This window comes from Pseudomonas sp. LB3P25 (assembly GCF_054897985.1).
In genome coordinates, this window is the sequence record NZ_CM142711.1 from 5,924,704 (window position 1) to 5,945,768 (window position 21,065).

Annotated in this window: 17 protein-coding genes and 1 pseudogene; 6 read left to right on the plus strand and 12 right to left on the minus strand. The window is 60.0% G+C overall.

The window, feature by feature from the left end; genetic code table 11:
* Nucleotides 1-78 precede the first annotated feature (78 nt).
* A complete protein-coding gene (locus ACYZTW_RS27255) occupies nucleotides 79-456 on the plus strand; it encodes a hypothetical protein (protein ID WP_462002539.1) in 378 nt (125 codons plus the stop codon).
* A 130-nt stretch (nucleotides 457-586) separates the two neighbouring features.
* On the opposite strand, the gene ACYZTW_RS27260 is transcribed toward ACYZTW_RS27255, so the two are convergent.
* Nucleotides 587-796, minus strand: a complete 210-nt coding sequence (locus ACYZTW_RS27260) for a cold-shock protein (protein WP_008146705.1) — start codon at nucleotides 794-796, stop codon at nucleotides 587-589.
* Between the two features lie 167 nt (nucleotides 797-963).
* Here ACYZTW_RS27260 and plsB point away from each other — a divergent pair, with 167 nt between their 5' ends.
* The 3 genes from plsB to ACYZTW_RS27275 all read left to right on the plus strand — a co-directional run bounded on the left by plsB (nucleotide 964) and on the right by ACYZTW_RS27275 (nucleotide 4,697).
* Complete coding sequence (gene plsB, locus ACYZTW_RS27265; RefSeq protein ID WP_462002540.1) at nucleotides 964-3,465, plus strand: glycerol-3-phosphate 1-O-acyltransferase PlsB; 2,502 nt, start codon at nucleotides 964-966, stop codon at nucleotides 3,463-3,465.
* 116 nt (nucleotides 3,466-3,581) lie between these two features.
* The gene (locus ACYZTW_RS27270; protein ID WP_462002541.1) at nucleotides 3,582-3,980 is read left to right on the plus strand and encodes a YbaY family lipoprotein; all 399 of its coding nucleotides are present in this window, start codon (nucleotides 3,582-3,584) and stop codon (nucleotides 3,978-3,980) included.
* A gap of 27 nt (nucleotides 3,981-4,007) precedes the next feature.
* A complete protein-coding gene (locus ACYZTW_RS27275) occupies nucleotides 4,008-4,697 on the plus strand; it encodes a DUF4197 domain-containing protein (RefSeq protein ID WP_462002542.1) in 690 nt (229 codons plus the stop codon).
* Between the two features lie 92 nt (nucleotides 4,698-4,789).
* On the opposite strand, the pseudogene ACYZTW_RS27280 reads toward ACYZTW_RS27275, so the two are convergent.
* From ACYZTW_RS27280 to ACYZTW_RS27290, 3 genes and pseudogenes are all read right to left on the minus strand, one after another.
* Nucleotides 4,790-6,138: pseudogene (locus ACYZTW_RS27280) on the minus strand (Fic family protein).
* A gap of 180 nt (nucleotides 6,139-6,318) precedes the next feature.
* The gene (locus tag ACYZTW_RS27285; RefSeq protein ID WP_462002543.1) at nucleotides 6,319-9,390 is read right to left on the minus strand and encodes an efflux RND transporter permease subunit; all 3,072 of its coding nucleotides are present in this window, start codon (nucleotides 9,388-9,390) and stop codon (nucleotides 6,319-6,321) included.
* A 6-nt stretch (nucleotides 9,391-9,396) separates the two neighbouring features.
* Nucleotides 9,397-10,497 carry an efflux RND transporter periplasmic adaptor subunit gene (locus ACYZTW_RS27290; RefSeq protein WP_462002544.1) on the minus strand — a complete coding sequence of 367 codons (1,101 nt, stop codon included), beginning with the start codon at nucleotides 10,495-10,497 and terminating at the stop codon, nucleotides 9,397-9,399.
* 93 nt (nucleotides 10,498-10,590) lie between these two features.
* Here ACYZTW_RS27290 and ACYZTW_RS27295 point away from each other — a divergent pair, with 93 nt between their 5' ends.
* Complete coding sequence (locus ACYZTW_RS27295) at nucleotides 10,591-11,235, plus strand: TetR/AcrR family transcriptional regulator (RefSeq protein ID WP_462002545.1); 645 nt, start codon at nucleotides 10,591-10,593, stop codon at nucleotides 11,233-11,235.
* 135 nt (nucleotides 11,236-11,370) lie between these two features.
* Here the strand turns inward: ACYZTW_RS27295 and ACYZTW_RS27300 are convergent, their stop codons facing one another.
* The gene (locus ACYZTW_RS27300) at nucleotides 11,371-12,153 is read right to left on the minus strand and encodes a class I SAM-dependent methyltransferase (RefSeq protein WP_462002546.1); all 783 of its coding nucleotides are present in this window, start codon (nucleotides 12,151-12,153) and stop codon (nucleotides 11,371-11,373) included.
* 94 nt (nucleotides 12,154-12,247) lie between these two features.
* Here ACYZTW_RS27300 and ACYZTW_RS27305 point away from each other — a divergent pair, with 94 nt between their 5' ends.
* Nucleotides 12,248-12,868, plus strand: coding sequence for an energy transducer TonB (locus ACYZTW_RS27305; protein WP_462002547.1), 621 nt, complete (start codon nucleotides 12,248-12,250; stop codon nucleotides 12,866-12,868).
* 17 nt (nucleotides 12,869-12,885) lie between these two features.
* Here the strand turns inward: ACYZTW_RS27305 and ACYZTW_RS27310 are convergent, their stop codons facing one another.
* From ACYZTW_RS27310 to ppc, 7 genes are all read right to left on the minus strand, one after another.
* Nucleotides 12,886-13,581: an extensin-like domain-containing protein gene (locus tag ACYZTW_RS27310; protein WP_462002548.1), complete on the minus strand. Its 696-nt coding sequence runs from the start codon at nucleotides 13,579-13,581 to the stop codon at nucleotides 12,886-12,888.
* A gap of 2 nt (nucleotides 13,582-13,583) precedes the next feature.
* Nucleotides 13,584-14,405: an isocitrate lyase/PEP mutase family protein gene (locus ACYZTW_RS27315; RefSeq protein WP_462002549.1), complete on the minus strand. Its 822-nt coding sequence runs from the start codon at nucleotides 14,403-14,405 to the stop codon at nucleotides 13,584-13,586.
* A 33-nt stretch (nucleotides 14,406-14,438) separates the two neighbouring features.
* Nucleotides 14,439-15,299: a DUF72 domain-containing protein gene (locus ACYZTW_RS27320; protein ID WP_462002550.1), complete on the minus strand. Its 861-nt coding sequence runs from the start codon at nucleotides 15,297-15,299 to the stop codon at nucleotides 14,439-14,441.
* Entirely contained in the window at nucleotides 15,299-15,604 is a 306-nt protein-coding gene (locus ACYZTW_RS27325) for a hypothetical protein (RefSeq protein ID WP_462002551.1), read from the minus strand. The genes ACYZTW_RS27320 and ACYZTW_RS27325 overlap by 1 nt, the downstream gene beginning before the upstream one ends.
* 232 nt (nucleotides 15,605-15,836) lie before the next feature.
* Nucleotides 15,837-16,511, minus strand: a complete 675-nt coding sequence (gene tsaB, locus ACYZTW_RS27330; protein ID WP_462002552.1) for a tRNA (adenosine(37)-N6)-threonylcarbamoyltransferase complex dimerization subunit type 1 TsaB — start codon at nucleotides 16,509-16,511, stop codon at nucleotides 15,837-15,839.
* Between the two features lie 93 nt (nucleotides 16,512-16,604).
* Nucleotides 16,605-17,252, minus strand: coding sequence for an adenylate kinase (gene adk, locus ACYZTW_RS27335; RefSeq protein ID WP_054047246.1), 648 nt, complete (start codon nucleotides 17,250-17,252; stop codon nucleotides 16,605-16,607).
* 289 nt (nucleotides 17,253-17,541) lie between these two features.
* Entirely contained in the window at nucleotides 17,542-20,172 is a 2,631-nt protein-coding gene (gene ppc / locus ACYZTW_RS27340; RefSeq protein WP_462002553.1) for a phosphoenolpyruvate carboxylase, read from the minus strand.
* Nucleotides 20,173-21,065: the final 893 nt, after the last annotated feature.

The window sequence follows — 21,065 nt, forward strand, 5'->3', positions numbered from 1 at the left end:
AATTTTTTGGTCTTCGGCAGTTGCCGTAGGCCGGCTAAATCCGCGAATGGATTTTTCAGACCCGCAGTGAGGACATCCATGCGCCAACCCGATATCGAGATTTACCTGAAAGACGCCGACGTCGACTACAAGGCCGTCGCGGCCTGGCTCGGCGCGGCATTGGGCCCGTGCACCGATTGGGTCCAGAAAGGCCAGACCTACAAATGCAAGGCCGGCAACGTGCCGGTGACCTGGTTGCCGAAAGCCGTGGGCAAATGGAACAGCCTGTTCCTGGACAGCGACCAGACCCCGTGGGAAGACGACATCGCCTGCGCCCGCGCCGCGTTTGCCGCGCTGAACGTCGAAGTGCGCTGCGCGCCGGGTAGCTGGGTCGAGGAAGAAGGTGAAGAGACCGCAGATCGCTGGATGCGTATCAGCGCGGATGGTGAAGAAGAAATCACCTGGAAAACCGCGTAAACGCAAATCAAATGTGGGAGCGAGCCTGCTCGCGAATGCGGTATGTCATTCAACGTCGATGCTGACTGATAAACCGCATTCGCGAGCAGGCTCGCTCCCACAGTGGTTTTGTGTGATCTGAGGAGTGGGCTTACAGCCCCACCACATCCTCAGCCTGCAAGCCTTTCTCGCCGGTCACCACGCCGTATTCCACCTGCTGACCTTCAGCCAGGGAACGATGCCCCTCGCCGCGAATCGCGCGGTAGTGCACGAAAACGTCCACCCCGTCCTCGCGCTGAATGAAGCCGTAGCCCTTGGCGTCGTTGAACCACTTCACATTGCCGGTTTCGCGCGTTGCCATGAATCGGTACCCCCTTCTTTTTATTGTTGAGCGGCCGAGTATATGACAGGCGCCAAAACTCTCAACTCAACTTTACTTAGCCGCTTTTTTGCCGATTTTCGGCGAATACGGCACACTATCGGCCGCCCGAGCAATTGCTTGGTTTTATCCACTCACGCAGAAGCCGTATGACCCGTTCCCCGTTCCGCCGTCTTGTGTTTGGCACCCTGCGCCGACTGTTGTACCTCTGGGTTCGCTCGGAGACGATCAATCAGTCGTCGTTCACCCTCAACCTCGACCGCAGCCGTCCGGTGTTCTACGTCCTGCAAAACCCTTCGCTGACCGACCTCGCCGTGGTCGATACCGAGTGCAGCAAGGCGGGCCTGCCGCGCCCGGTGTTGCCGGTATCGGTAGGTACGTTGGTGGAGCCCGCCGCGTTCTTTTACCTGACGCCAGAGCCCGATTGGCTCGGCCGCCAGGACAAACGCGGTGCACCGCCGACCTTGACTCGTCTGGTCAGCGCGTTGAGCCAGAACGCCGCCGAAGACGCGCAGATCATTCCGGTCAGCGTGTTCTGGGGTCAGTCGCCAGACAGCGAATCGAGCCCGTGGAAACTGCTCTTCGCCGACAGCTGGGCGGTCACCGGGCGCCTGCGTCGGTTGTTGAGCATCATCGTTCTAGGGCGCAAAACCCGCGTGCAGTTCTCGGCACCGATTCACCTGCGTGAGCTGATCGACCACAACAAAGGCCACGAGCGCACCGTGCGCATGGCCCAGCGAATTCTGCGGGTGCATTTCCGTAACCTGAAAGCGGCGGTGATCGGTCCGGACATTTCCCACCGTCGCAACCTGGTCAAAGGCCTGCTGAATCAGCCGCTGGTCAAGCAAGCGATCCTCGACGAAGCCGAGCGCGAGAACATCTCCCCGGAGAAAGCCAAGGCCCTGGCCCTGCGCTACGGCAACGAAATCGCCTCGGACTACACCTACACCGCGATCCGCTTCCTCGAAGTGGTGCTCAGCTGGTTCTGGAACAAGATCTACGACGGGATCAAGGTCAACCACATCGAAGGCGTGCAGAAGGTCGCTCAGGGTCACGAAGTGATCTACGTTCCGTGCCATCGCAGCCACATCGACTACCTGCTGCTGTCCTACTTGCTGTTTCGCAACGGCCTGACCCCGCCGCACATCGCCGCCGGGATCAACCTCAACATGCCAGTGATCGGCAGCCTGCTGCGCCGTGGCGGTGCGTTTTTCATGCGTCGCACCTTCAAGGGCAACCCGCTCTACACCTCGGTGTTCAACGAATACCTGCACACTCTGTTCACCAAAGGCTTCCCGGTGGAGTACTTCGTCGAGGGTGGCCGTTCGCGCACCGGGCGCATGCTGCAACCGAAAACCGGGATGCTCGCCATCACCCTGCGCAGCTTTTTGCGTTCGTCGCGGATGCCGATCGTTTTCATCCCGGTCTACATCGGCTACGAGCGTGTGCTGGAAGGCCGGACTTACCTCGGCGAATTGCGTGGAGCGAGCAAAAAGAAAGAATCAATCTTCGACATTTTCAAAGTCATCGGCGCCCTCAAGCAGCGCTTCGGCCAAGTGGCGGTGAACTTCGGCGAGCCGATCAAACTGGCGGAGTTCCTCGACAGCGAACAGCCGGACTGGCGTAAACAGGAACTCGGCCCGCAGTTCAAACCGGCCTGGCTCAACGAAACCACCCACCGCCTCGGCGAGAAAGTCGCGCAGCATCTGAACGAAGCGGCGGCGATCAACCCGGTCAACCTTGTGGCCCTGGCGCTGCTGTCCACCAGCCGTCTTGCGCTGGATGATCGCGCTATGGCGCGGGTGCTCGATCTGTATCTGGCGCTGTTGCGCAAGGTCCCGTATTCGCCGCACACCACGCTGCCGGAAGGTGACGGCCGGGCGCTGATCGAGCATGTGAAGGACATGGATCTTCTGTCCGAGCAGAGCGATGCCTTAGGCAAGATTCTGTATCTGGACGAGCAAAACGCCGTCCTGATGACCTACTACCGCAACAACGTTTTGCACATATTCGCCTTGCCGGCGTTACTGGCGAGCTTCTTCCAGAGCGCCTCGCGCATGAGCCGCGAACAGATCCTGCGCTACACCTGCGCGCTGTATCCGTACCTGCAATCGGAGCTGTTCATTCGCTGGTCGCTGGAGGAACTGGATGCGGTGATCGACCAATGGCTTGAAGCGTTCGTCGAGCAAGGTCTGCTGCGTTTTGAGAATGATGTCTACCTGCGCCCGGCGCCGAGCTCGCGGCATTTCGTGCTACTGACGCTGCTGTCGAAAAGCATCGCCCAGACCCTGCAGCGCTTCTACATGACGGTCTCGCTACTGCTCAACAGCGGCCAGAACAGCATCAGCGCCGAAGAGCTGGAAGACCTGTGCACGGTCATGGCCCAGCGCCTGTCGATCCTCCATGGCCTCAACGCCCCTGAGTTCTTCGACAAGAGCCTGTTCCGCCATTTCATCCAGACGATGCTCGATCTGGACGTGCTCAAGCGCGACGAGGCCGGCAAGCTGAGCTACCACGAACTGCTCGGCGAACTGGCCGAAGGCGCGGCCAAGCGGGTGCTGCCGGCGGAGATTCGCTTGTCGATCCGTCAGGTGGCGTTGCATCGTAGTGAAGATGCGGCGGATCAGGTCGCCACACAGCCCGAGGCCTGATGAAATCCCTGTGGGAGCGAGCCTGCTCGCGAATGCGGTTTAACATTCAACATTTCAGTTGTCTGGCACACCGCTTTCGCGAGCAGGCTCACTCCCACATTAATTGGAGATCTCCGATGAAAAAACTCTCTTTATTGGCGATGACCACCCTGCTGGGCGCCTGTCAGTCGATGCAACCTGCCGCGAAAACCAGCCTCGATGGCGAAGTCTTCTACCTGCAACGAATCGCCCTGCCACCGAGCGCCACTTTTAGCGTCAGCCTGCAGGACGTGTCCCTCGCCGACGCGCCCGCCGTTTTCCTCGACGAACAGAAAGGCCCGGTCAAAGGCCTGGTGCCGCTACCGTTTCATCTGAGTTACGATCCGGCCCAGGTCAAACCCGGCCATCGCTATTCCGTCAGCGCGCGCATCGAAGTCGACGGCAAACTGATATTCATCTCCACCGAACACAACGCCGTGCAGCTTGATGGCAGCGACCCGCAGCCACTGAAAGTCCGCGTCGACGCCGCCCGCTAATTCTCTATTTTGAACAAGGAAGCTGCCATGTTCCGTCCTACCCTTCGCTTCGCCGGCCTGTGCGCAGGCTTGATGATCTCCGCCAGCGCCCTGGCGCTGTCAGTCAGTGACCTGTCGCAAAAAGACGCCACCGGCGGCCTCAAAGATGCCCTGACTCAAGGCGCGCAACTGGCCGTAAAACAACTGGGCACGCCGGGCGGCTTCAGCAACAACCCGGATGTGAAAATCGAATTGCCGGGCAAACTGGGCAAAGTCGCCAGCAAGATGAAGCAGTTCGGCATGGGCGACCAGGTTGATCAGCTGGAAACCAGCATGAACAAAGCGGCGGAAACCGCGGTGACCCAGGCTCAGCCGATCCTGGTGGATGCGGTGAAGAAGATGAGCGTGGAAGATGCCAAGGGCATTCTCAGCGGTGGCAAGGACTCGGCCACTCAGTACCTGAGCAAATCCAGCCGCGAACAGATCCGCGCGAAGTTCCTGCCGATCGTCAAGCAAGCCACCGACCAGGTGGGCCTGGCCAAGCAATACAACTCGTTCGCCGGGCAAGCCGCGAGGCTGGGTGTAGTGGATGCGAAGAGCGCCAACATCGAAAGCTACGTGACCGAGCAGGCGTTGAACGGTCTGTTCGAGATGATTGGTAAACAGGAAGAAGCCATTCGCCAGAATCCTGCGGCGGCAGCGACGAGTTTGGCGAAGAAGGTGTTTGGCACCCTCTGATTTCTTCCCGTAGGAGCAAAGCTTGCTCGCGATGGCCATAACACGGTCTGAATGATGGACCGCGTTGAGGCCATCGCGAGCAAGCTTTGCTCCTACGGGATTGTGCTTTGAGCCCGCAGAAAGAACACCCACTCGCGCCCCATCTTTCGCTTCTCAAACACCTCCAATTCGACCAGCCCATTCAACGTGGCCGACGCGGTGTTGTAAGAGCAGTCCAGATTCTCCTTCACATTGACCGCCGTAAACTCCTTGGCCATCCCGCTCTTGGCCACTTGGAATACGGCTCGCTGCTTCTCGGTCAATCGGTCAAAAAAGCCGGACTCCAGCAACCAGCGATCAAAGCTTTCGGCATACGCCAGACTTTTCCGATAAGCCTCGGTGAAACCACTGACAGCCCGCAGGATGACCGAACACTGGAAATCGATGAAATAAGTCAGGTCGAGGTCATCAGCCTCAGTGTTCAGATAAGACCGTCCGTATTTCACCGGCGCACTGCGCAGCAAAATGCTGATAGCGATGTAGCGAAAGGCAGAGAAGTCATTCTTGAACATGAACCAATAAAACAGCGCCCGCGCGACCCGGCCGTTGCCATCGCGGAACGGATGCTCATAACCCAACGCAAAATGCAGCCCGATGCCTTTGATCAGTGGATGAAGGTAATCCACTTGATCGGGATCGTTGTGGGGCTGATTGATCCACGTCGACAGCACCCGCAATCGTGACACCAGCCCTGCTGCGGGCGGCGGTGTATGTACGGTGTTGCCCTCGCCGTCCTGCACCACCACATCATCGTTGTCCCTGAACGCCCCCGGCGAATATTGCGCGTCATCAATACCCTCGACACCCACCCGGTGCATGGCTGAAATCAGTTCGACACTCAGGGCGTCATAACGCTTTTCCCAGGCGAAATTCATCATCTTGTAGTTGCCGATCACCATTCGCTCATCCGGCGTGCGCGGCAGGCGATTACGCTTGAGCATGTCCTTGGCCACCCGCGTGGTGGTCGCCGCGCCTTCGAGCTGGCTACTGCTGATGGCTTCGTCTTCGATCAAATCATTCAACAGATAACTGAAATGCGCGTGTTCTCCGATCTGACTGGTCATGTACTCCAGCGCGGCCGTTGTCGCTTGTCGATCGACGGCAGAAATAGCCTTCTGCGCCAACGGCGTGAGCACGAAGTTGCCCATTGAAGCGGCTCACCCAGTGGCAAAAGACTTGAGTACTGCGCAGTCCGGGCTTTCTTCACCAGCGCCCAGCACAGATTCGAATCCAGCCCCGGCGCCCAGCGGTAGCGCAACTCATCGAAAGGCAGATAACGCCCTAGATCGTCCAGCGGCTTGAGCAAGGCGAGGTAGTCCGAGAGGCGTTCCTTGTGGGGCGACTTCCCCAACAGGTCGAATACCGGGTCGGTCCTTCCCCTCAAAATGGGTGGCTTTTTCATTATTACTGTCTCAAAAACTCGTAAAACTGAGTCTTGAGTACAGCACTCAGACCTCTCTGACTCAATATCAGAAGGTTCTGAAACGACTGTAGGAGCAAAGCTTGCTCGCGATGGCTGCACCTCGGTCGGCCATTTGAACCGAGGCGCCAGTATCGCGAGCAAGCTTTGCTCCTACAGAGGTTAGGCTGGGTCCTTTTTGATCCTGAACCACGCCGCATACAGCGCCGGCAAAAACAGCAACGTCAGCGCCGTCGCCACAATCAGCCCGCCCATGATCGCCACCGCCATCGGCCCGAAAAACACGCTACGCGACAGCGGAATCATCGCCAGCACCGCCGCGAGTGCAGTCAACACAATCGGTCGGAATCGCCGCACCGTGGCTTCAATAATCGCCTGCCAAGGCTTGAGCCCCGCGGCGATGTCCTGCTCGATCTGGTCCACCAGAATCACCGAGTTACGCATGATCATCCCGGACAGCGCGATGGTCCCGAGCATCGCGACGAAACCGAATGGCTGACGGAACACCATCAGGAACAAGGTCACACCGATCAAACCCAAAGGCGCCGTCAGAAACACCATCACCGTGCGTGAGAAACTGCGCAGTTGCAGCATCAGTAATGTCAGCACCACCACGATGAACAGCGGCACACCGGCCTTCACCGAATTCTGCCCGCGAGCCGAGTCTTCCACCGTGCCGCCGACCTCCAGCAAATACCCGTCCGGCAGTTCGGCGCGAATCGGATCGAGGGTTGGCATGATCTGCTGCACCAGCGTCGCCGGTTGCTCCTTGCCGTAAATGTCGGCGCGTACCGTCACGTTCGGCAAGCGGTTACGGTGCCAGATAATGCCTTCTTCGAAGCCGTACTCCAGGGTCGCGATTTGCGACAGCGCCACGCTGCGACCGTTATCAGTCGGCACCGCCAGGCTTGGCAGCAATGACAGTTCGGTGCGTTCGTGCAACGTGCCGCGCAACAAAATCTCGATCAATTCGTTGTCTTCACGGTACTGGCTGACGCTGGAACCGGTCAGAGAGCTTTGCAGGAACTTCGACAGGTTCGCGGTGCTCACGCCAAGCGCTCGGGCGCGGTCCTGATCGACGTTCAGATAAACAACTTTGCTCGGCTCTTCCCAGTCCAGATGAACGTTGACCACATGCGGGTTCTCGCGAACCTTGGCGGCAACTTTACGGGCCAGCGCGCGGACTTCCTCGATGTGCTCACCGGTGACCCGGAACTGCATCGGATAGCCAACCGGTGGCCCGTTCTCCAGACGTGTCACCCGCGCGCGCAGGGCCGGGAATTGTTCCTTGAGGGCTTCGATCAGCCAGGTGCGCAGTGTTTCGCGCTCCTCGATGGTTTTGGCCAGGACGACAAACTGCGCGAAGCTCGCTGCAGGAAGTTGTTGATCCAGCGGCAGGTAAAAACGTGGCGAACCGGTGCCCACGTAAGCGACATAGTTGTCGATACCGGCGTGATCCTTCAGCAATGCTTCGAGGCGTTTGACCTCATCGCGGGTGTTGCTCAATGAGGCACCTTCCGCCAGTTTCAGATCGACCATCAATTCCAGACGACCCGATGCCGGGAAGAACTGTTGCGGCACGAAGCGAAACAGGATGACAGAACCGATAAACAACACGACCGTCAGGACAATGACCGTCTTGCGCCGCCGTACGCACCACTCCACCAAGCGTCTGACGCGCTGATAGAACGGCGTGCCGTAAGGATCGGGCTGGCCGCCGCCGGTGCCATGTTTGGCTGCATGAATCTTCGCCAGATCCGGCAGGAGTTTTTCCCCCAGATAAGGCACAAACACAACAGCAGCCACCCACGAGGCCAGCAACGCGATGGTCACCACCTGGAAGATCGAACGGGTGTATTCGCCTGTACCCGATTGCGCAGTGGCAATCGGCAGGAAGCCGGCAGCGGTGATCAGCGTACCGGTGAGCATCGGGAATGCGGTGCTGGTCCAGGCGTAACTGGCCGCCTTGATCCGGTCGAAGCCTTGCTCCATTTTGATCGCCATCATTTCCACGGCGATGATCGCGTCGTCCACCAACAAACCCAGCGCCAGTACCAACGCCCCGAGGGAAATCTTGTGCAGGCCGATTCCCAGGTAATACATGCAGGCGAATGTCATCGCCAATACCAAAGGAATCGCCAGCGCGACCACCATGCCGGTGCGCACGCCGAGGGAGAAGAAGCTCACCAGCAGGACGATTGCCAGTGCTTCCACCAGCACCTGAACAAACTCACCGACACTGCTTTTCACGGCGGCGGGCTGGTCGGAGACCTTGCGCAGCTGCATACCGGCAGGGAGATTTTTCTGGATCCGGTCGAACTCGATTTCCAACGCCTTGCCCAGCACCAGAATGTCGCCACCGTCCTTCATGGCCACGGCCAGACCGATGGCGTTTTCCGCCATGAAGCGCATGCTCGGCGCTGGCGGATCGTTGAACCCCCGACGCACATCCGCCACATCGGCGATGCGGAACGTACGATCACCGACGCGGATAGGGAAGTTCTTGATCTCTTCGACCGTCTGAAAATTCCCCGAGACGCGTAGCTGCAATCGCTCACTGCTGGTTTCAAAGAATCCGGCGGTGGACACCGCGTTCTGCTCTTCAAGGGCCTGCTGCACCGTCGACAAAGGTAGGCCGAGGGTGGCGAGTTTGACGTTGGAGAGTTCGATCCAGATCTTCTCGTCCTGTAACCCGAGCAGATCAACCTTGCCCACATCCTTGACCCGTTGCAGCTGAATCTGCACGCGGTCGGCGTAGTCCTTGAGCACCGCGTAATCAAAACCTTCGCCAGTCAGCGCGTAGATATTGCCAAACGTTGTGCCGAACTCATCGTTGAAGAATGGCCCCTGGATGCCCGGTGGCAGGGTCTGACGAATGTCGCTGATCTTCTTGCGAACCTGGTACCAGAGGTCCGGGATTTCCACCGAGTGCATGGAATCACGGGCGACGAACGTCACTTGGGATTCGCCCGGACGGGAGAACGAAACGATGCGTTCGTACTCGCCGGTTTCCATCAGTTTCTTTTCAATACGCTCGGTGACCTGGCGCGATACCTCCTGCGCCGTGGCCCCCGGCCAGTTGGTACGAATCACCATGGCCTTGAAGGTGAACGGCGGGTCTTCACTTTGGCCGAGCTTGGTGTAAGACAGTGCGCCGACAATGGCCAGCAAGAGCATCAGGAACAGTACGATCTGGCGATTACGCAGCGCCCATTCGGAAAGATTGAAACCCATCGGGGATTACTCCTTGTCCGCCAGATTGACCACGCGGTTGGAGCGATCCACCGGGCGCACTTGCTGCCCTTCAAGAAGCACATGGACGCCAGCGGCCACCACCCAGTCGCTGGCATTCAGGCCTTCGAGCACCGGTACGGTTTTCTCGCCGAAGGCACCGACCCGGACCGGGGTTTTCTTCAAGGTGTTGTTGGTAGTGACAACCCAGACGTAGGTCGCGCCGTTTTCCGCGGTCAGCGCGGAAAGCGGCACCGACAGCGGCACCACATCGGAGGTCTGAACGAACACCCGGGCGCTCTGGCCGAGTTCGGCGGGGACCTTGCCGGCAGTGAACGCGATGCGGGCGGCAAAGGTACGCGATTTTGGATCGGCGGCAGGCGACAGCTCACGGATGCGCCCGGCGAAACGTTGGTCGGGTTGGGTCCAGAGTTCTACCGAGACTGGCTGACCAACCTTGAAGCGGCCAAAGCTCTGCTCCGGCAAGCTGATCGATACTTCGCGTTCGCCATCGGTGGCGAGGGTGAATACGGTTTGCCCCGCCGCCACCACTTGCCCGACTTCAACCGCGCGTTTAGCCACCACCCCATCCTGAGGCGCACGCAGCACGGCGTAACTGGCCTGATTGGTCGAAACGTTGAATTCGGCTTTGATTTGCTTGAGGCGTGCTTCACCGGATCGGTAAAGGTTTTCGGAATTATCGTACTGCGAACGGCTGACCATCTGACGGTCCATCAGGGTCTTGTAACGATCACGTTCGGCGCGCACCAGGTTCAGGTTGGCCTCGGCAGCGGCGACCTGGGCACGGGTGGCTTCCAGTTGCAGGCGTACGTCTTGAGGATCGAGTTCCGCCAGAGGTTGATCGGCCTTGACACGCTGCCCCTCTTCGACCAGTCGTCGACTGACTTTACCGCCAATGCGAAACGCCAGGTCCGGCTCATACCGTGCGCGCACTTCACCGGGAAAACTTTCCATCGCCTGAGCCGAAGGCTCTGGCTGCACGACCATGGCCGGGCGAACGGTGACTTGGGGCGCCTCTTCGTGGCCACACGCAGACAATAAAAACGCCAGACTGACTGGCAACGCGAGGGGCAAGGCATAGCGGAACATGGTGAAGGACCTTTCGCTAATGGTGCTCGGAATAATTATACTGAGCAGTATGTTATTAATAGCAAACTCACCAGTCCAGTAATAAAAGCGCATATGCCTAACAATCTTTCAGCACCCAACGGCCCAGGCCGTCCCAAGGATTTGGCCAAGCGCCGAGCGATCCTCGACGCGGCGAAAATTCTGTTTCTGAGCAAGGGTTATGCGAATACCAGCATGGACGCCGTGGCGGCCGTGGCCGGTGTGTCGAAGCTGACGGTCTACAGCCATTTCAACGACAAGGAGACGCTGTTCTCCGCCGCCGTGATGGCCAAGTGCGAAGAGCAATTGCCGACGCTGTTTTTCGAATTGCCGGATGGCGTCGCGGTGGAAGCCGTGTTGCTGAACATCGCGCGCGGTTTTCATCAACTGATCAACAGTGACGAATCGGTGAACCTGCACCGGCTGATGATGACCCTGGGCAGCCAGGACCCGAAACTCTCGCTGATTTTCTTCGAGGCCGGGCCTGAGCGCATGTTGCAGGGCATGGAGCGGTTGCTGACCAAGGTTGATCAGAGCGGCGCGTTGAGCATCGACAAACCGCGCAATGCGGCCGAGCATTTCTTCTGCCTGCTCAAGGGTGCGGGAAATTTCAGGCTGCTTTATGGCTGTGGCGAGCCGTTGACCGGGGATGCGGCCGAGAGCCATGTGCAGGAAGTGGTGGGGTTGTTTATGCGGGCGTATCGGCCAGAGACAGCCTGATAGATTTGGGTTGTCTGGTCTGGCCCCTTCGCGAGCAGGCTCGCTCCCACAGGGGATTTATTGTGGTCACACATTTGGTGTACACCACAGAACCACTGTGGGAGCGAGCCTGCTCGCGAAGGGCGCGCCTCGGTATCAGGGTTTCAGCGCTTTCTTCGGATAAATGTCATAACGGCTGGATTTACCGTCCAGCGCATGACTCGGCTTCGGCCCTTCGATACACGGCGCCTTGCGCGGGCGCTTGACCACCACCCGGTGGCTGGCCAACGCCAACGCGGCTTCGAGCAGTGCAGGCGCATCCGGATCATCGCCCACCAGCGGCCTGAACAGGCGCATTTCCTTCTTCACCAAGGCAGTTTTCTCACGATGGGGAAACATCGGGTCGAGGTAGATCACCTGCGGCGGCTCGCCTTCCCAATTACGCATCACCTCAATCGAATTGCCCTTGAGCAAGTGCATCCGCGCCACGATCGGCGCCACGTCAAAGTCTTCCGCGCCGCGCGCCAGGCCATCTTCAAGCAAAGCGCCAATCAGCGGCTGGCGCTCGATCAGGCTCATCTCGCAGCCCAGGCTCGCCAGCACGAATGCATCTTTGCCCAGCCCCGCCGTGGCATCCAGCACGCGCGGACGTACGCCTTGGGCAACCCCGACCGCCTTGGCGATCATCTGACCGCTACCACCGCCGTACAAACGGCGATGGGCCGCACCACCCTCGACGAAGTCCACCCGTACCGGCCCCGGCGCATCCGCCCCAAGCTGTTGCAGCTGCAAACCCTGCTCGCCGACCTGCAAGGCAAACTCACCGTCATCCACCTGCATCGGCAAACCCAGGCGCTCGGCCCATTGTTCGGCCTGTGGCTGAAAAGTCGCGGCCAGGGCCTCGACATGGATGCGGCAGGCCGCGGGTTGCTCAATCATGGGAAAAGGTGCTCAAAAAATTAATGATCGGCAAAAAACGTCCGATAACAAAACTATCGAGCATTTTGCCAGAGCTGAGCGTCGACCGAGAGAAATGTCAGACATTCGAAGCACATCCGTAGGCTATATATCGCGTCATGGCGATTATGGTCTGCGAAATTCCCAAGCACTGAGCGGCGTCAGTCACCTGTGGCAGGATTTTTTTGCCCAGGCCCTGGCCGATCAGTCGGGCGATGTCGTACCGGCTTCTCTCAACTTCCCACCGGTCGATCTCGACAGCCCGGTCGAACCCACCGTTGGCAGCGAACTGCTGGCGCACATCATTTCCCAGCGCGAATGCGATGTGACGGACACCGTGGTTCGCCCGCCCGAGCCGCTGTTTCTGCCGATTGCCGAGTTCGACATGGACCTGGCCGACAAACCTTTCCCACCGTTCCCGGCACAAGAAATCGTCGCTCAACAGAAGCAACAGGACTTCGAAAGCAGTTGGGTCCGCCCGATCGTGCTCACCGCAGGTCAGCCTGTGCCGCAAGCAGGTCCGGCGCCGCAACCGCGTCCGCTGCACCTGCCGATCGCCGAATTCGAACTCGATCTGCTGGACAAGCCATTCCCGCCGTTCTCGCCCGAAGAGCGGGTGGAGCAACAAAAACAACTCGATTTCGATAACGGCTGGGCTCGCCCGATCGTCCTGCAGAACCTGCGCATCGCCGCCTGACTTTCAATAACAGGCCTTCAGCGACACACCCACCACGGCCCGACATCCACATGAAAGTGATCGCGATGGGCGGCGTTGTAATCCGGGCTCAATACCACACTGAACAGGTCGCAGGCGCCATCGCGGACCTGACGTAAAAACTGTGCGTCCTGATTATCCTTCGGCCAATCCTTGAGCACGTTGATGGAGCGGCCATCGGCCAAGCGAAAACCGGCGATGTCCAGCGCATCGGCGCTGGCATGCCGGCTGCGTCTGCCGTTTTCGCGGCTGTAGACGTTGCGACAGGCAAAGCTGCCGAGATGGTCGACACGCGCTACCGCTTGACCGTAGACCGCTTGCGCCGCGGGTTGCAGGGCGTGGTGTTCGAACAGGGCGAACGACACCGCCAGGCGGCAACTGGCGAGGAAACTGCTGCTCAGGGCCACCTCACCGCCTTGCACACGCAAGGTGTTGATCAATGGGCACGTCGCGTCGGGGCTATCGGCCTGATGGGTCACGCGCAATCCGGAGCTGCTCAGGGCTTGATCGCACAACTGCGGATCATCGCTCAGGCGCATGAGTTTGTAGCGGGTCAGAAAATTGGGCGCGGCCTTCACGTCCAGCGGCGCCCATGGATTCCACTGGGATGGTAGAGAGGTCCAGCCGCGCCAGACACTCACGGCCGCCGTGCCAATGATTAACAGCATCAACAGCAGCCACCACCGAAAACGCATCGTCAGCCTTTGAACAATTGATTGGCCTGGGTGTACGGCATGGATCGCGACGTGAACCCGAACGTGCCCGACGTCTTGATCTCTTCGGCAGCGCGGAAGAACTCGCCATATGCCGCCAGCGCCAGGGCCGAACCGACGCTAATCCGCTTGACGCCCATTTCGCTCAACTGCTCGACCGTCAGTTTGAGCCCACCGGACATCAATACGTTGACGGGTTTGGGCGCCACGGCGCGGACCACCGCCAATACATCTTCAGCACTGCGCAGACCCGGCGCATAAAGTACGTCGGCACCCGCCTCGGCAAACGCCTGCAAGCGGCGAATGGTATCGGCGAGATCAGGGTTGCCGTGCAGAAAGTTCTCCGCACGAGCGGTCAACACAAAGGGAAACGGCAAGCTGCGAGCGGCTGCCACGGCAGCCTCGATGCGCGCGACGGCATGCTCGAAGCAGTAAATCGGCGCTTCTTCACGGCCCGTGGCATCTTCGATAGAGCCGCCGACCGCACCGGCCTCTGCCGCACGCAAAATACTCCGTGCGCATTCGGCTGGATCGTCAGCGAAGCCGTTTTCCAGATCGACGGCGACGGGCAGATCAGTTGCCGCAACAATCGCCCGAACGTTTGCCAGGGTGTCGTCCAGCGTCAACGCGCCATCGGGGCGGGCGTTGGAGAAGGCGTAACCGGCACTGGTGGTTGCCAGCGCTTCGAAACCAAGGCTGGCGAGCATTTTCGCCGAGCCGGCGTCCCAAGGGTTGGGAATGACAAAAGCCCCCGCGCGTTCGTGCAGTGCTTTGAACGCTTGGGCTCGAAGGGTTTGCGCATCCATTGGCAGGCTCCTGAAAAGGGCAAGGAATCCGCTTCAGAGCAGGCCAAGTTGCTCGGCAGCGGGCTCTCTGTATAGCTCAGGCAGCGGCGGCAGGCCAGGCAAACGCAGCATCAGTTTTGCGTGAAAGCGTTGCGCCAGTTTGGCGGCCAGCAGGTTGTCGGCAGTGTGCATGAAGATATAGGGCGTACGGCCCTCTTCGATCCACACGGCGATTTTCTCGACCCACGGCAGAAGGAACGGGTCGTTGGCCTCAAGTTGCGGATGGCCGATGAAGCGTACCTGCGGACATTGCGTGAAGGCGGCCGGACGGGGCGGTACCCTGGGCTTTTTCGATTGGGCGTGAAGTACAGAAGGATCGGTCGATGTGCAGCTGAACAGCGCGCGGGGATCGAGGCAGATACGCTCGACACCGCGATCCAGTAGCAAGCGATTGAGCATTCTCTCGGCATCGCCCTTGGCGAAGAACTCGTCATGCCGCACTTCAACCGCCAGAGGCCGGTCTACTGCATCAATAAAACCGGCAAGTTCCGACAGCCGCTGCGGCGTAAAGCTTTTGGACAGTTGCAGCCACAGCGGTGAAACCCGTTCGCCGAGGGGGCTGAGCAATTGCAGGAAGGTTTCGGCAGCGGTCAATTGTTCGCGCAGGTCACCGCTGTGGCTGATGTCACCGGGGAACTTGGCAGTGAAGCGAAAGTGTTCGGGCATGGTCTCGGCCCAACGCTGCACGGTGGTCGCAGCCGGGCTCGCGTAGAAGGTCGTATTGCCTTCCACGGCGTTGAACACTTGGGAATAGAGATTCAGAAACTCAGCGGGTTTGGCGTCCGGTGGATAAAGATAATCGCGCCAGGCGTTTTCACTCCAGGACGGACAGCCCAGGTAGTAAGGCAGCCGCATCAGATGTACAGGTCGAGGCCCAGCACATCCGAATCCCAATCGACAAAACCGGCGGTACTCAGGTAGCTGGCCAGAGCCTTCGCGACACTGCTGCTCATGGCACGGTGATAAAGCATGTCTTGTTGACGGGCGGGGAGATTGCTCAAGCGTTGCGCAGAGGCTTTGGCGGCGCGGGCGGCCATTTGCTCTTCGGATGGAATTTCCAGCTCGCCGTCGATATCGACGTAGTCGTCATCCGCCACAGGGCCTTTGCGAGCCTTGCGTTTGATGGGGTAGGACTGAGAGGGAACGCCGTCTATACGCATGAGTACATGTCCGGTATCAATGATGGCAGTTTAGTGGCGCATAGCCCGCTTCGCAAACCGCCGAGTGATAACTAGAACACAGAAAATGGAAAAGGTTTAAAAGCTGGGGGTATAAAACGACGATTGGCAATATCCGATAGATTGCCTTCGCGAGCAGGCTCGCTCCCACAAGGGTTAGCGCAAAACCTGTGGGAGCGAGCCTGCTCGCGAAAGGACCCACTCGGCTTCGGAATCAACGCGCTTTAGGGGTCGCCACCTTATCGCGCAAATAAACCGGCTGAGCCTCATCAGCCACGATCGCCTCACCACGCGCCCAGGCAAAACGCGCCAGGGTCAACAGGTCTTCAGCGTGAGGCAGCATCCCCGCATCCTGCCCGGTCAGGCTGACGGCGATACGCTCGGCATAACCCCAGCCAGTGCCGGCGCCAAACCACTCACCGCTGGCGTCAGCCGGCAACGCTGCCACTTCCGGCGGCAGCACCGCTTCGTTGCCGACCAGCCGCATCTCCCCTGCCGTTTCGCGGTAGCAACCCCAATACACTTCATCCATCCGCGCATCGATGGCGGCCGCGACCTGGCTCACGCCGTGTTCGCGATAGGCCCGCTGCGCCAACACGGCCAGGTTCGACACTGGCAACACCGGGCGATCCAGCGCAAACGCCAGTCCCTGCACCACGCCGATGGCGATCCGCACGCCGGTGAACGCACCCGGACCACGGCCGAAAGCGATGGCATCGACCGCTTGCAGGTTGGTCCCGGCATCCGCCAGCAGTTGCTGAATCATCGGCAGCAGCTTTTGCGCATGCAGGCGCGGGATCACCTCGTAATGGCTCGTGACTTTACCGTCATGCAGCAAGGCAACGGAGCAAGCTTCAGTCGCGGTGTCCAGGGCCAGCAAGGTGCTCATCGATGTTTCCGTAAGAGAGGTCAGAAAAAGTGCGCCAGTATAAACAACTACGGCCCGCAAGCGGGCCGTAGAAGATGAAGCGATTCAGACTTTTCAGTTAAGCGCTTCAAGCACCTTGCCGGTAATCGCTTCAACCGAGCCAACACCTTCGATGTGGCTGTACTTCGGTTTGCCTTGAGCGGTGGACAGCTCCTGGTAAAACTTCACCAGTGGCTCGGTCTGCGCGTGGTAGACCGACAGACGATGACGCACGGTTTCTTCGGTATCGTCTTTGCGCTGCACTAGCTCATCACCGGTGATGTCGTCCTTACCGGCAATTTTCGGCGGGTTGTAGACGATGTGGTACACGCGGCCGCTGGCTTCGTGAACACGGCGACCGGCGATACGCTGGACGATGTCTTCGTCCTTGACGTCGATTTCGACCACGTGATCCAGCTCCACGCCGGCTTTCACCAGGGCTTCAGCCTGAGGAATGGTGCGCGGGAAACCGTCGAACAGGAAACCGTTGGCGCAATCGGCCTGGCTGATGCGTTCCTTGACCAGGTTAATGATCAGGTCATCGGAAACCAGACCACCGCTGTCCATGACGCTCTTGGCGATCAGGCCCAGCTCGGTGCCAGCCTTGACCGCGGCACGCAGCATGTCGCCGGTGGAGATTTGCGGGATACCGAATTTTTCGGTGATGAACTTAGCCTGAGTACCTTTACCGGCCCCGGGAGCTCCCAGCAGAATGACGCGCATCGATGTGCTCCTCAATTTTTTATATAGATAACGTCAGATTCGCCTCGTGGGGCCAATCTCAAAAAAAGGGTCGTGACCGCCCAAACGGTCAAAGGCTGATCAAGATACACAGCAGGCCCGGAGCACACAAGCCGCCGAAAGTCGGAGAAACCCGCGCTTGATGTGGCCTTTCGTCGGGGTACCCCTAGTCGCAACCCCATCACTAACTGTCGCCTGCCAGCACTTTTCAGCCCCTCGCCCACAGGCACTCGATGCTCGCGCCGAGTGCCCTTCCCCCACGAAGAAAACCTTAGCCGGTATTACGCAAACCGGCGGCAATCCCTGCCACAGACACCAGCAGCGCCTGTTCTACCGGGCTGCCCTGCGCCACTTCCTGTTGTCGCGAACGCGCCAACAACTCAGCCTGCAATAGATGAAGAGGGTCGAGGTAAGTGTTGCGCAAGCGGATGAATTCAAGCGTGGCAGGGCTATGTGCCAGTAGCTGCGACTGACCAGTCAACCCAAGGACCACCGAGCAGGCCTGCGACAATAGGTCGCGTAAATGCGCACCCAAAGGGAGCAGATCCGGCTCGACCAAGCGCTCATCGTAAGACCGGGCGATATCCGCATCGGCCTTGGCCAACACCATTTCCAGCATATCGATGCGCGTGCGGAAGAACGGCCACTGCTCACGCATCTGCCCCAGCAGCTCGCCTTCGCCGCGCTCCAGCGCCTTGCTCAGCGCCGCTTCCCAGCCGAGCCACGCCGGCAGCATCAGACGCGTCTGGGTCCAGCCGAAGATCCACGGGATCGCCCGCAGGCTTTCAATCCCACCGGCGCGGCGCTTGGCCGGGCGACTGCCCAGCGGCAAGCGCCCCAGTTCCTGCTCCGGGGTGGACTGGCGGAAATACTCGACGAACTGTGGATTTTCCCGCACCACGGCGCGATAAGCGCTGACACCGTCAGCGGCCAATTCGTCCATCAGATTGCGCCAGGCTGGCTCCGGTGGAGGCGGCGGCAACAAAGTCGCTTCCAGCACCGCCGCCAGGTACAGATTGAGGTTCTGCTCGGCGATGTCCGGCAGGCCGAATTTGAAACGAATCATTTCCCCCTGTTCGGTGGTGCGGAAACGCCCCGCCACCGAACCCGGCGGCTGCGACAGAATCGCCGCGTGTGCCGGACCGCCGCCGCGCCCCACAGTGCCACCGCGACCGTGGAACAACAGCAGTTCCACTTGCTGCTCGCGGCAGATGTCGACCAAGCGCTCCTGCGCCCGATACTGCGCCCAGGCCGCTGCCGTGGTGCCGGCGTCCTTGGCCGAGTCGGAGTAGCCAATCATCACTTCCTGCGGCCCTTGCAGGCGCGCGCGATAACCGGGCAACAGCAACAGTTTTTCAATCACCGGACCAGCGTTGTCGAGGTCGGCAAGGGTTTCGAACAGCGGCACCACGCGCATCGGCCGCAACACGCCAGACTCTTTGAGCAGCAGTTGCACGGCCAGCACGTCGGAAGCGGCGCCGGCCATGGAGATCACATAAGAACCGAGCGATGCGCCTGGTGCGGCAGCGATTTCCCGGCAGGTCGCCAGCACTTCAGCGGTGTCGGCGGACGGCTTGAAGTACGCCGGCAGCAACGGCCGGCGGTTGTTCAGTTCGCGCATCAGGAAGACGATGCGCTCTTCCTCGCTCCAGTCCTCATAGCGCCCCAGGCCCAGGTAATCGGTGATCTCGGTCATGGCTGCGGTATGTCGCGTCGAGTCCTGACGCACATCGAGCCGCACCAGGAACAGCCCGAACGTCACCGCCCGGCGCAGGCAATCGAGCAGCGGCCCATCAGCGATCACGCCCATGCCGCACTCATGCAGCGAGTGGTAGCACAGCTCCAGCGGATCGAGCAGCTCGCGGTTGTTTTGCAACACATCGGCGGGTGCCGGCGTGGTCGTCGTCAAGGAGGCGTGAGCCCAGTTACGCGTCGCTCGCAGGCGCTCACGCAGCTGTTTAAGCACCGCACGGTAAGGTTCGGCGCTGTCCCCGGCCTTGGCCCTCAAGTCGTCGCTGGCCTGCTGCATCGACAACTCGGCCGCCAGGCGATCGACATCGCGCAGGTACAAGTCCGCGGCCATCCACCGCGCCAGCAGCAAGACTTCACGGGTTACGGCAGCGGTCACATTGGGGTTGCCGTCCCGGTCACCGCCCATCCACGAGGCAAAGCGAATCGGTGCGGCCTCCAGTGGGAGGTGCAGGCCAGTGGCGTCATGCAGGGCTTTATCGGCCTTGCGCAAATAGTTGGGGATCGCCTGCCACAGCGAATGTTCGATCACCGCGAAGCCCCACTTGGCTTCATCCACCGGCGTCGGGCGGGTGCGGCGGATTTCTTCGGTGTGCCAGGCTTCGGCGATCAGGCGCTGCAACTTCGTGTGGATCTGCTCGCGTTCGGCAGTGGTCAGGTCGCGATGGTCCTGGGCAGCCAGTTGCGCGGCAATCGCATCGTATTTCTGGATCAGCGTGCGGCGCGCCACTTCGGTCGGGTGCGCGGTGAGGACCAACTCAATCTCCAGCCGCCCCAGTTGCCGGGCCAGGGATTCAGCGCCATGACCTTCAGCACTCAGTCGGGCGAGCAGTTCCGGCAGTACCCGCGCTTCGAACGGCTCAGGCTGTGACTCTTCGCGACGGTGAATCAGCTGATATTGCTCGGCGATATTGGCCAGGTTGAGAAACTGGTTGAACGCCCGCGCCACCGGCAGCAACTCTGCTTCGCTCAATTGGTTGAGGCTGGCGCTCAGTTCAGCGTCCATTGAACCGCGACGGTCGGCCTTGGCGCCCTTGCGGATCTGCTCGATCTTGTCGAGAAAGCCGTCCCCATACTGTTCACGAATGGTGTTGCCCAACAGCTCACCCAACAGGTGAACATCCTCGCGCAAGCGTGCATCGATATCGGTCATCAGCAGTTCTCCAGCGAAAATCCGGGTGACTTGGTGTCCATGCTCTTGAGTTAGAGAGTGCCGCTGTAAAGCGGTTCTTACAAGCGGACGACGACGGGAATGATGTTCGCCTGAGAAAGTTTTGGGATTGGGGATTGGGGATTGGGGATTGGGGATTGGGGATTGGGGTTGGTGGGTACATATCCGTTTCTGCGGTAACGGCGGCTAGCGGTTTCGCTTTTACAGCGAGTCACTTGGAAGAGCCCCAAGTAACCAAGGGCTCTTGCCCCGCCATTCGGTGCCTCGCCTAGGCTCGGCATGCCCTCACTCCGGCATTGCTCCGGGGGCCCGCCGCCATCGGCCATCCATGGCCGGGGGCGGCTACCGCGGCATCCTTGCCGCGGTGCCCCCTACGCAATACCTGCGTTCGGCCTCTGGGAAAGGGGCAACAGATCAAAATCAAAAGCCACAGCCACAGCCACAGCCACAGCAACAGCAACAGCAACAGCAACAGCAACAGCAACAGCAACAGCAAAAGATCGCAGCCTCGTTTCACTCGACAGCTCCTACAGGGGGAGCGGTGTACGCACGCTCCTCACCACTCAACAGGCCGAGCGTTAGCTCGCCTGCAGCTTTTGATCTTGATGCACCGTCGCCTCGAGAGGCCGAGTGGAGGTTCTGCGCAGTGGGCAACCCGGCATGGATGCCGGGTTAGCCGCCCCCGGCCATGGATGGCCGATGGCGACGGGCCCACGGAGCAGGACCGGAGCGAGGGCATGCCGAGCCTAGGCGAGGCACCGAACGAAAGTGGCAAAAGCGCTTTGGTTACTTTCGCGCTTTTCGAAAGTGACTCGCTGTAAAAGCGAAACCGCCAGCGGCCATCACCGAAGAAACGGATATACACCCAATCCCCC

Bases quoted from the DNA above. Each gene is read 5' to 3' on its own strand.
- ACYZTW_RS27255 (WP_462002539.1), top strand. From the start codon at position 79: ATGCGCCAACCCGATATCGAGATTTACCTGAAAGACGCCGACGTCGAC.
- ACYZTW_RS27260 (WP_008146705.1), bottom strand. From the start codon at position 796: ATGGCAACGCGCGAAACCGGCAATGTGAAGTGGTTCAACGACGCCAAG.
- plsB (WP_462002540.1), top strand. From the start codon at position 964: ATGACCCGTTCCCCGTTCCGCCGTCTTGTGTTTGGCACCCTGCGCCGA.
- ACYZTW_RS27270 (WP_462002541.1), top strand. From the start codon at position 3,582: ATGAAAAAACTCTCTTTATTGGCGATGACCACCCTGCTGGGCGCCTGT.
- ACYZTW_RS27275 (WP_462002542.1), top strand. From the start codon at position 4,008: ATGTTCCGTCCTACCCTTCGCTTCGCCGGCCTGTGCGCAGGCTTGATG.
- ACYZTW_RS27285 (WP_462002543.1), bottom strand. From the start codon at position 9,390: ATGGGTTTCAATCTTTCCGAATGGGCGCTGCGTAATCGCCAGATCGTA.
- ACYZTW_RS27290 (WP_462002544.1), bottom strand. From the start codon at position 10,497: ATGTTCCGCTATGCCTTGCCCCTCGCGTTGCCAGTCAGTCTGGCGTTT.
- ACYZTW_RS27295 (WP_462002545.1), top strand. From the start codon at position 10,591: ATGCCTAACAATCTTTCAGCACCCAACGGCCCAGGCCGTCCCAAGGAT.
- ACYZTW_RS27300 (WP_462002546.1), bottom strand. From the start codon at position 12,153: ATGATTGAGCAACCCGCGGCCTGCCGCATCCATGTCGAGGCCCTGGCC.
- ACYZTW_RS27305 (WP_462002547.1), top strand. From the start codon at position 12,248: ATGTCAGACATTCGAAGCACATCCGTAGGCTATATATCGCGTCATGGC.
- ACYZTW_RS27310 (WP_462002548.1), bottom strand. From the start codon at position 13,581: ATGCGTTTTCGGTGGTGGCTGCTGTTGATGCTGTTAATCATTGGCACG.
- ACYZTW_RS27315 (WP_462002549.1), bottom strand. From the start codon at position 14,405: ATGGATGCGCAAACCCTTCGAGCCCAAGCGTTCAAAGCACTGCACGAA.
- ACYZTW_RS27320 (WP_462002550.1), bottom strand. From the start codon at position 15,299: ATGCGGCTGCCTTACTACCTGGGCTGTCCGTCCTGGAGTGAAAACGCC.
- ACYZTW_RS27325 (WP_462002551.1), bottom strand. From the start codon at position 15,604: ATGCGTATAGACGGCGTTCCCTCTCAGTCCTACCCCATCAAACGCAAG.
- tsaB (WP_462002552.1), bottom strand. From the start codon at position 16,511: ATGAGCACCTTGCTGGCCCTGGACACCGCGACTGAAGCTTGCTCCGTT.
- adk (WP_054047246.1), bottom strand. From the start codon at position 17,252: ATGCGCGTCATTCTGCTGGGAGCTCCCGGGGCCGGTAAAGGTACTCAG.
- ppc (WP_462002553.1), bottom strand. From the start codon at position 20,172: ATGACCGATATCGATGCACGCTTGCGCGAGGATGTTCACCTGTTGGGT.